Below are 9,870 nucleotides of genomic sequence, written 5' to 3'. Positions count from 1 at the left end.
CCGAAGAATACAAATACACCAAGAAAGTCGGCCATGAACTGGGCCTGCGCAGCCTCGACATCTGCACCGGCTGGCGACCCCGGCCCTGCAAGCCGCTGCGGCCCGTGGCGTGAAACTGTCCGGCGACATCGAACTGTTCGCGCGTAACGCGCGGGCGCCGATCGTGGCCATCAGCGGTTCCAACGCAAAAAGCACCGTCACCACCCTGGTCGGCGAGATGGCGGCTGCGGCGGGCAAACGCGTTGCCGTCGGCGGCAACCTTGGCACTCCGGCGCTGGACCTGCTCAGCGACGACGTCGAGCTGTACGTGATGGAGCTGTCGAGCTTCCAGCTGGAAACCACCGACCAGCTCAACGCTGAAGTGGCCACCGTGCTGAACATCAGCGAAGACCACATGGATCGCTACAGCGGTCTGCCGGCGTACCACTTGGCCAAGCACCGGATCTTCCGTGGTGCCAAGCAGTTCGTGGTCAACCGTCAGGACGCGCTGAGCCGTCCGCTGATGGGCGAGGGCCAGCCGTGCTGGACCTTCGGCCTGACCAAACCGGATTTCAAGGCATTCGGTATTCGCGAAGAAGACGGCGAGAAATACCTCGCTTTCGAATTCCAGAACCTGCTGCCGGTACGTGAACTGAAGATTCGTGGCGCGCACAACCAGTCCAACGCCCTCGCGGCATTGGCGCTGGGTCATGCCGTCGGTCTGCCGTTCGATGCGATGCTCGCGGCGCTGCGCAACTTCGCCGGTCTCGAACACCGTTGCCAGTGGGTGCGTGATCTTGACGGCGTGGCTTACTACAACGACTCCAAAGCCACCAACGTCGGCGCCGCACTGGCGGCCATCGAAGGCTTGGGCGCGGACATCGACGGCAAGGTCATCCTCATCGCCGGTGGCGATGGCAAGGGTGCCGAATTCAACGATCTGCGCGATCCGGTGGCGGCCAATTGCCGCGCCGTGATCCTGATGGGCCGCGACTCCGACAAGATCGGTGAGGCCATCGGTGATGCCGTGCCGCTGATTCGTGCGACCTCGCTGGTCGATGCCGTAGCGCAATGCCGCGCCGCTGCCCAACCGGGTGACGTGGTGTTGCTGTCGCCAGCCTGCGCCAGTTTCGACATGTTCAAGAATTATGAAGACCGTGGTCACCAGTTCGTCCGCGCCGTGGAGGAACTGGCATGAGCCTGCGCAATATCATCAAACCGTATCCGTCGCCGATCATCACCGGGCGCGGTATCGACCTCGATTTCCCGATGCTCGCCGGTTGCCTGGCGTTGCTCGGTCTCGGTTTGATCATGATCGCCTCGGCGTCCACTGAAGTGGCAGCCGCGCAGTCGGGCAGTCCGCTGTATTACATGATTCGCCACCTTATTTATGTGGTGCTGGGCCTGGGCGCGTGCATCGTCACCATGATGATTCCGATCGCTACCTGGCAGCGCCTCGGCTGGTTGATGCTGATCGGTGCGTTCGGTTTGCTGGTGATGGTGATCATCCCCGGCATCGGTCGCGAAGTGAACGGTTCGATGCGCTGGATCGGTTTCAGCTTCTTCAACGTGCAGCCATCCGAAATCGCCAAAGTGTTCGTGGTGATCTACCTCGCCGGTTATCTGGTGCGGCGGCAGAAGGAAGTGCGCGAGAGCTGGATGGGCTTCTTCAAGCCGTTCATCGTGCTGCTGCCGATGGCCGGCCTGTTGCTGATGGAGCCGGACTTCGGTGCAACCGTCGTAATGATGGGGGCTGCGGCGGCGATGCTATTCCTCGGCGGGGTTGGACTGTTCCGCTTCTCGCTGATGGTGGTGTTGGCGGTCGGTGCCGTGGTCTTGCTGATTCAGATGCAGCCGTATCGAATGGCGCGTCTGACCAACTTCGCTGACCCGTGGGCCGACCAGTTCGGCGCTGGCTATCAGCTGTCGCAAGCCTTGATCGCCTTCGGTCGCGGTGAATGGCTCGGCGTCGGCCTGGGCAACAGTGTGCAGAAGCAGTTTTACCTGCCGGAAGCGCACACCGACTTCGTGTTCTCGGTACTGGCCGAAGAGCTCGGCGCCGTCGGTTCGCTGTGCACCGTCGCGCTGTTCGTGTTCGTGTGTATTCGCGGCATGTACATCGGCTTGTGGGCGGAGAAAGCCAAACAGTTCTTCGCTGCTTATGTGGCCTACGGTCTGTCGTTCCTGTGGATTGGTCAGTTCCTGATCAACATCGGTGTGAACGTCGGTCTGTTGCCAACCAAAGGTCTGACCTTGCCGTTCCTCAGTTATGGCGGCAGCTCGTTGGTGATCTGCTGCGCCTGTCTCGGCTTGTTGCTGAGGATCGAGTGGGAGAGTCGAACCCATTTGGGCAGTGAAGAGATGGAATTCCATGAAAGCGACTTCGCCGAGGAGCCGAATCATGGGCGCTAACGTATTGATCATGGCCGGCGGAACCGGCGGCCACGTATTCCCTGCGCTGGCCTGTGCCCGCGAGTTTCAGGCGCGCGGCTACACCGTGCACTGGCTCGGCACGCCACGCGGAATTGAAAACGAACTGGTGCCGGCGGCAGGTCTTGAACTGCACCGGATCAACGCTACCGGCCTGCGCGGCAAGGGCAAGCTGTCGCTGCTCAAGGCGCCGTTCATGCTATTGAAATCGGTGTGGCAGGCGCGGGCGATCATTCGTCGCTTGAAGCCGGTGTGTGTGGTTGGCTTCGGTGGTTATGTGACTGGCCCCGGCGGCCTCGCCGCGAAACTGGCCGGTGTGCCGGTGATCGTTCATGAGCAGAACGCCGTGGCCGGCACCGCCAATCGGTTGCTGGTGCCGTTCGCCGCCCGGGTGTGTGAAGCGTTCCCCGACACCTTTACTCTGTCGGACACCCGCCGTACCACCGGAAACCCGGTGCGCAGCGAGCTGTTCCTCGACACATCGCGACCAGCCCTGGCCGGTCGCAAAGCGCGTTTGCTGATCCTCGGCGGAAGCCTGGGCGCAGAACCGTTGAACAAATTGCTGCCTGAAGCTCTGGCCCAAGTCGCTGCCGATTTGCGCCCGGAAGTGTTTCATCAGGCCGGCAAAAACCACGATGAAGTGACTGCAGAGCGCTACCGCGCCGCCGGCGTCGAAGCGCAGGTGCAGCCGTTCATCAAAGACATGGCCCAAGCCTATGGCTGGGCTGACCTGGTGGTGTGCCGCGCAGGCGCGTTGACCATCAGTGAGCTGGCTGCCGCCGGTCTGCCCTCGATGCTGGTGCCTTTGCCCCACGCAATCGACGATCACCAGACCCGCAACGCCGATTATTTGGCCCGCGAAGGCGCTGCCTTCCTGATGCCGCAAAGAACGACTGGTGCCGCGGACCTTGCCGCGCGCCTGACAGAGGTCTTGATGCAACCGCAACGACTCGAAGATATGGCCCAAGCGGCCCGCCGTCTGGCGAAACCCGATGCCACCCGTAGCGTGGTCGATACCTGTCTGGAGGTGGCCCATGGTTGAGAATCAGAAAGCCATGCCACAACCGGAAATGCGCCGCATCCGTCGCATCCACTTCGTCGGCATCGGCGGTGTGGGCATGTGCGGTATCGCTGAAGTGTTGTTGAACCTGGGCTATGAAGTGTCCGGTTCCGACCTGAAAGCTTCGCCGGTCACCGAGCGTCTGGAATCGTTCGGCGCGCACATCTTCATCGGCCACCGTGCCGAGAACGCCGCGACCGCCGATGTATTGGTGGTGTCGAGCGCTGTGAACACCTCCAACCCGGAAGTCGCGACCGCGCTTGAGCGTCGTATTCCGGTGGTGCCGCGTGCTGAAATGCTCGCCGAGCTGATGCGCTATCGCCACGGCATCGCCGTCGCCGGCACGCACGGAAAAACCACCACCACCAGCCTGATCGCTTCGGTGTTCGCCGCCGGTGGCCTGGACCCGACGTTCGTCATCGGTGGCCGTCTGAATGCCGCAGGCACCAATGCCCAGCTCGGCACCAGCCGTTACCTGATCGCCGAAGCCGATGAAAGCGATGCGAGCTTCCTGCACCTGCAACCGCTGGTGGCCGTGGTCACCAACATCGACGCCGACCACATGGCGACCTACGACGGTGACTTCAACAAACTGAAGAAAACCTTCGTCGAGTTCCTGCACAACCTGCCGTTCTACGGTTTGGCGGTGATGTGCCTGGACGATCCGGTGGTGCGCGAAATCCTGCCGCTGGTGAAACGTCCGACCGTGACCTATGGCTTCAGCGAAGACGCTGACGTGCGCGCGATCAATATTCGCCAGCAAGGCATGCAGACGTTCTTCACCGTGCTGCGCCCGGATCGTGAACCGCTGGACGTGTCGGTGAACATGCCCGGCAACCACAACGTACTCAACTCGCTGGCGACCATTTGCATCGCCACCGACGAAGGCGTCAGTGATGAAGCCATTGTTCAGGGCCTGTCGGGCTTCCAGGGTGTCGGTCGACGTTTTCAGGTCTACGGCGAACTGCCGGTGGACGGCGGCAACGTGATGCTGGTCGATGACTACGGTCACCACCCGACCGAGGTCGCTGCGGTGATCAAAGCTGTACGCGGTGGCTGGCCGGAGCGCCGCCTGGTGATGGTCTACCAGCCGCACCGTTACAGCCGCACGCGCGACCTGTACGACGATTTCGTCAATGTACTGGCCGACGCCAACGTGTTGCTGCTGATGGAAGTTTATCCGGCCGGCGAAGAGCCGATCCCGGGCGCCGACAGCCGCAAGCTGTGCAACAGCATCCGCCAGCGCGGTCAGCTCGACCCGATCTACATCGAGCGTGGCGTCGATCTGGCGCCGCTGGTCAAGCCATTGCTGCGTGCCGGCGACATCCTGCTGTGTCAGGGCGCCGGTGATATCGGCGGTCTCGCGCCGAAGCTGTTGAAAAGTGAATTGTTCGCTGGCGCCGTGGCGGCGTCGGTCGAGGGGAAGTTGAAATGACTGCTGCCTACGCCAAGCTGTTTTCCACCATCGCGCCGAAGGACTTCGGCCGCGTTGCCGTGCTCTTTGGCGGTCTGAGTGCCGAGCGTGAGGTTTCGCTGAAATCCGGTAACGCCGTGCTCGACGCACTGCAAAGCGCTGGCGTGGATGCATTCGGCATCGACGTTGGCGACGATATTCTGCAACGTCTGCTCAGCGAAAAGATCGATCGCGCCTTTATCATTCTTCACGGCCGTGGCGGTGAAGACGGCTCCATGCAGGGCCTGCTCGAAGTGGCGGGCATTCCGTACACCGGCAGCGGCATCCTCGCCTCGGCACTGGCGATGGACAAGCTGCGCACCAAGCAGGTCTGGCACAGCCTCGGGATTCCGACGCCGCGTCACGCCGTGCTGTGCAGCGAAGCCGATTGTATTTCGGCGGCGACGGAACTGGGCTTCCCTTTGATCGTCAAACCGGCGCATGAAGGTTCAAGTATCGGGATGGCCAAAGTGAGTTCTGCGTCCGAGTTGATCGACGCATGGAAAGCGGCCAGTACCTACGATTCGCAAGTCTTGGTTGAGCAATGGATTCAAGGTCCGGAGTTCACCATCGCCACCCTGCGTGACCAGGTGTTGCCTCCTATCGCCCTGGGTACACCGCACACGTTCTACGACTACGACGCCAAGTACATCGCCAACGATACCCAGTACCGCATTCCCTGCGGGCTGGATGCCGCCAAGGAAAAGGAACTCATGGATCTCACGGCCAAGGCCAGTGAGGCGCTGGGTATTGCCGGTTGGGGCAGGGCGGACGTGATGCAGGACGCCGACGGGCAGTTCTGGTTCCTGGAAGTAAACACCGCTCCGGGCATGACCGATCACAGTCTGGTACCGATGGCGGCCCGTGCGGCCGGCCTGGATTTCCAGCAACTGGTCCTGGCCATTCTGGCCGCCAGTGTTGAAGACGCTCGAGGTTAAGACGATGCAAGGCGCTCAGCTCCGACATCAGCCTCCCGCACCCGGCCGCAAGCCGGTGCCACGGGGTGCCAGCCGTATGGTGGCGAAAGAGCCGATGTCCGCGCGCCTGCCGAAAGCCAATTTCAGCTTTCTGAAGAGCCTGTTCTGGCCGGTGCTGTTGGTGGTGCTGGGCTTTGGTACTTACGAAGGTGCAACACGTTTGCTGCCGTACGCCGACCGGCCGATCACCAAGATCGCCGTGCAGGGCGACCTGAGCTACATCAGCCAGCAAGCGGTGCAGCAGCGGATCGCCCCGTACGTGGCGTCGAGCTTCTTCACCATCGACCTGGCGGGGATGCGCACCGAGCTTGAGCAGATGCCGTGGATTGCCCATGCCGAAGTACGTCGGGTATGGCCGGACCAGGTGGTGATCCGTCTCGAAGAACAACTGCCGGTGGCGCGTTGGGGCGACGAGTCGTTGCTGAACAACCAGGGCCAGGCGTTTACGCCAAAGGAACTGGCGAATTACGAACACCTGCCACAGCTGTTCGGTCCACAACGGGCTCAGCAGCAAGTCATGCAGCAGTATCAGGTGCTGAGCCAGATGCTGCGGCCGTTGGGCTTCTCGATTGCGCGCCTGGAATTGCGTGAACGCGGGAGTTGGTTCCTGACCACCGGTGCCGGCAGTTCCGGCCCCGGCATCGAGCTGCTGCTGGGACGCGGCAACCTGGTGGAAAAGATGCGCCGTTTTATCGCCATCTATGACAAGACGCTTAAAGACCAGATTACGAACATTGCGCGCATCGATCTGCGCTACGCCAACGGCCTCGCTGTTGGCTGGCGGGAACCAGTAGCGCCGACGACAGCCCAACCCGCTGTCGCAAAGAATTAAGAAGAGGCAGGACCCATGGCAAACGTGCAAAGCGGCAAAATGATCGTCGGTCTCGATATCGGCACCTCCAAGGTGGTGGCGCTGGTCGGCGAGGTCTCCGACGACGGCTCGCTGGAAATCGTCGGGATCGGTACCCACCCGTCCCGTGGCCTGAAGAAGGGCGTGGTGGTCAACATCGAGTCCACCGTGCAATCGATCCAGCGCGCGATCGAAGAAGCCCAATTGATGGCGGGCTGCCGCATTCACTCGGCGTTCGTCGGCGTAGCGGGCAATCACATCCGCAGCCTGAACTCCCACGGCATCGTCGCGATCCGTGATCGCGAAGTCAGCTCGGCTGACCTTGAGCGTGTGCTTGATGCTGCTCAGGCCGTGGCGATCCCGGCTGACCAGCGCGTGCTGCACACCCTGCCGCAGGATTACGTGATCGATAACCAGGAAGGCGTGCGCGAGCCACTGGGCATGTCCGGCGTGCGTCTGGAAGCCAAGGTTCACGTGGTCACCTGCGCCGTCAACGCCGCTCAGAACATTGAAAAATGCGTGCGTCGCTGCGGTCTGGAAATCGACGACATCATTCTCGAGCAACTGGCCTCGGCCTACTCGGTACTGACCGACGACGAGAAAGAACTGGGCGTGTGCCTGGTCGACATCGGCGGCGGCACCACCGACATCGCGATCTTCACCGAAGGCGCGATCCGTCACACCGCGGTGATCCCGATTGCCGGTGATCAGGTGACCAACGACATCGCCATGGCGTTGCGCACTCCGACCCAGTACGCCGAAGAAATCAAGATCCGTTACGCCTGCGCCCTGGCGAAACTGGCCGGTGCCGGCGAAACCATCAAGGTGCCAAGCGTTGGCGACCGTCCACCGCGCGAACTGTCACGTCAGGCCCTGGCCGAAGTGGTCGAGCCGCGTTACGACGAACTGTTCACCCTGATCCAGGCCGAACTGCGTCGCAGTGGCTACGAAGACCTGATCCCGGCCGGCATCGTGCTGACCGGCGGTACGTCGAAGATGGAAGGCGCCACTGAGCTGGCCGAAGAAATCTTCCACATGCCGGTACGCCTGGGTGTGCCGCACGGTGTGAAAGGTCTGGATGACGTGGTGCGCAACCCGATTTATTCCACTGGCGTTGGTTTGTTGATGTACGGCCTGCAAAAGCAGTCCGACGGGGTTTCGTTCTCCGGCATCGGCAGCCGCGACAGCTACAGCAACGAAGAGCCACAGGCGCCGTTGCTGGACCGATTGAAGAAGTGGGTTCAAGGCAACTTTTAAAAGCAGCTCGAAGCGTCAAGCTTCAAGCGGCAAGCAGTAGCAGTAGATGCACCGCGACAAAAATGCAGTAGGCGAAAAAACTAGAGAATGTAAGGAGAGGGAAAATGTTCGAACTCGTAGACAACATCCCCGCAAGCCCGGTAATCAAAGTTATCGGTGTTGGCGGTGGCGGCGGCAACGCTGTCAATCACATGGTCAAGAGCAACATCGAAGGCGTTGAATTCATCTGCGCCAACACTGATGCTCAAGCGCTGAAAAACATCGGCGCGCGTACCATTCTGCAACTGGGTACCGGCGTGACCAAAGGTCTGGGCGCTGGCGCCAACCCTGAAGTAGGTCGTCAGGCCGCTCTCGAAGACCGTGAGCGCATTGCCGAAGTCCTGCAGGGCACCAACATGGTGTTCATCACCACTGGCATGGGCGGCGGTACCGGTACTGGTGCTGCGCCGATCATCGCCGAAGTGGCCAAGGAAATGGGCATTCTGACCGTTGCGGTAGTAACGCGTCCGTTCCCGTTCGAAGGCCGCAAGCGTATGCAGATCGCCGATGAAGGCATCCGCATGCTCTCGGAAAGCGTCGACTCGTTGATCACCATTCCTAACGAGAAGCTGCTGACCATCCTCGGTAAAGACGCAAGCCTGCTGTCGGCTTTCGCCAAGGCTGACGATGTATTGGCCGGTGCCGTTCGCGGTATCTCCGACATCATCAAGCGTCCGGGCATGATCAACGTCGACTTCGCCGACGTGCGTACCGTGATGAGCGAAATGGGCATGGCGATGATGGGCACTGGCTGCGCCAGCGGTCCGAACCGTGCACGTGAAGCCACCGAAGCGGCGATCCGTAACCCGTTGCTGGAAGACGTGAACCTGCAAGGCGCACGCGGCATCCTGGTGAACATCACCGCCGGTCCTGACCTGTCCCTGGGTGAGTACTCCGACGTGGGTTCGATCATCGAAGCCTTCGCTTCCGAGCACGCGATGGTCAAGGTCGGTACCGTTATCGACCCGGACATGCGCGACGAGCTGCACGTAACTGTGGTTGCCACGGGTCTGGGCGCGAAAATCGAGAAGCCTGTCAAGGTCATCGACAACACCGTTCACACCTCCATGGCTTCCGCCCAGGTGCAACAACCGGCTGCGGCCCGTCAGGAAGCGCCAGCGGTGAACTACCGTGATCTGGACCGTCCGACCGTCATGCGCAACCAGGCTCAGGCCGGTGCTGCGGCTGCCGCGAAGATGAATCCGCAAGATGATCTGGACTACCTGGACATCCCGGCTTTCCTGCGTCGTCAGGCCGATTGATGGAATGTATCAGGGCTATGAAGGTGATTGGTGTTCAGCAAAGGCATGGTCTGCTATCATCGCCAGCCTTTGTTGATACCAGTTCGCAATTTGCGCTGAAGCGGCCCAAGCCATGATTAAACAACGCACACTGAAAAATATTATCCGTGCCACAGGTGTAGGCCTGCACTCCGGTGAGAAGGTCTATCTGACCCTCAAGCCTGCGCCTGTCGACACTGGCATTGTGTTTTGTCGCGCTGACCTCGACCCTGTGGTGCAGATTCCTGCCCGCGCGGAAAACGTCGGTGAAACCACTATGTCGACGACGCTGATTAACGGCGACGTGAAAGTGGACACGGTAGAGCACTTGCTCTCGGCCATGGCTGGCCTGGGCATCGATAACGCCTACGTCGAGCTCTCCGCGTCCGAAGTCCCGATCATGGATGGCAGCGCTGGACCCTTCGTATTCCTGATTCAATCGGCAGGCCTGGAAGAACAGGACGCCGCCAAGAAATTCATCCGCCCGTCCGAACTCGGCGCCTGGAGCCGCATGGCCGGCCTGACCGTCAAGGACATCATCGGCC

At 61.2% G+C, this 9,870-nt stretch carries 7 protein-coding genes and 4 pseudogenes; all 11 read left to right on the top strand.

Going from position 1 to position 9,870, the window contains the following annotated elements; all coding sequences use genetic code 11:
* Positions 1-80, top strand: a pseudogene (locus ACIF4X_RS25910) (hypothetical protein); the annotation flags it as partial.
* Between the two features lie 14 nt (positions 81-94).
* A pseudogene (gene murD, locus ACIF4X_RS25905) lies at positions 95-1,177 on the top strand (UDP-N-acetylmuramoyl-L-alanine--D-glutamate ligase); the annotation flags it as partial.
* Positions 1,174-2,391 (top strand): putative lipid II flippase FtsW, encoded by a 1,218-nt coding sequence (gene ftsW, locus ACIF4X_RS25900; protein WP_007916996.1) that lies wholly within the window; start codon positions 1,174-1,176, stop codon positions 2,389-2,391. The pseudogene murD and the gene ftsW, both read left to right, overlap by 4 nt.
* The gene (murG, locus tag ACIF4X_RS25895; protein WP_007916994.1) at positions 2,381-3,451 is read left to right on the top strand and encodes an undecaprenyldiphospho-muramoylpentapeptide beta-N-acetylglucosaminyltransferase; all 1,071 of its coding nucleotides are present in this window, start codon (positions 2,381-2,383) and stop codon (positions 3,449-3,451) included. The genes ftsW and murG overlap by 11 nt, the downstream gene beginning before the upstream one ends.
* Complete coding sequence (gene murC / locus ACIF4X_RS25890) at positions 3,444-4,904, top strand: UDP-N-acetylmuramate--L-alanine ligase (RefSeq protein ID WP_077574475.1); 1,461 nt, start codon at positions 3,444-3,446, stop codon at positions 4,902-4,904. The genes murG and murC overlap by 8 nt, the downstream gene beginning before the upstream one ends.
* The gene (locus ACIF4X_RS25885) at positions 4,901-5,860 is read left to right on the top strand and encodes a D-alanine--D-alanine ligase (protein ID WP_122590023.1); all 960 of its coding nucleotides are present in this window, start codon (positions 4,901-4,903) and stop codon (positions 5,858-5,860) included. Before murC ends, ACIF4X_RS25885 begins: the two co-directional genes overlap by 4 nt.
* A 4-nt stretch (positions 5,861-5,864) precedes the next feature.
* Positions 5,865-6,731, top strand: a complete 867-nt coding sequence (locus ACIF4X_RS25880) for a cell division protein FtsQ/DivIB (RefSeq protein ID WP_007916989.1) — start codon at positions 5,865-5,867, stop codon at positions 6,729-6,731.
* Between the two features lie 15 nt (positions 6,732-6,746).
* A complete protein-coding gene (gene ftsA, locus ACIF4X_RS25875) occupies positions 6,747-8,006 on the top strand; it encodes a cell division protein FtsA (protein WP_007916987.1) in 1,260 nt (419 codons plus the stop codon).
* Between the two features lie 104 nt (positions 8,007-8,110).
* On the top strand, positions 8,111-9,307 hold the full coding sequence (gene ftsZ / locus ACIF4X_RS25870; protein WP_007916986.1) for a cell division protein FtsZ: 1,197 nt from the start codon (positions 8,111-8,113) through the stop codon (positions 9,305-9,307).
* Between the two features lie 112 nt (positions 9,308-9,419).
* Positions 9,420-9,749, top strand: a pseudogene (locus ACIF4X_RS25865) (UDP-3-O-acyl-N-acetylglucosamine deacetylase); the annotation flags it as partial.
* A gap of 45 nt (positions 9,750-9,794) precedes the next feature.
* Positions 9,795-9,870 (top strand): annotated as a pseudogene (locus ACIF4X_RS25860) (bifunctional 3-demethylubiquinol 3-O-methyltransferase/2-polyprenyl-6-hydroxyphenol methylase); the annotation flags it as partial.

The sequence above is a fragment of the Pseudomonas sp. NPDC085632 genome (genome assembly GCF_044541255.1).
GTDB lineage: Bacteria > Pseudomonadota > Gammaproteobacteria > Pseudomonadales > Pseudomonadaceae > Aquipseudomonas.
This window is presented reverse-complemented; position numbering and strand designations above follow the sequence as displayed.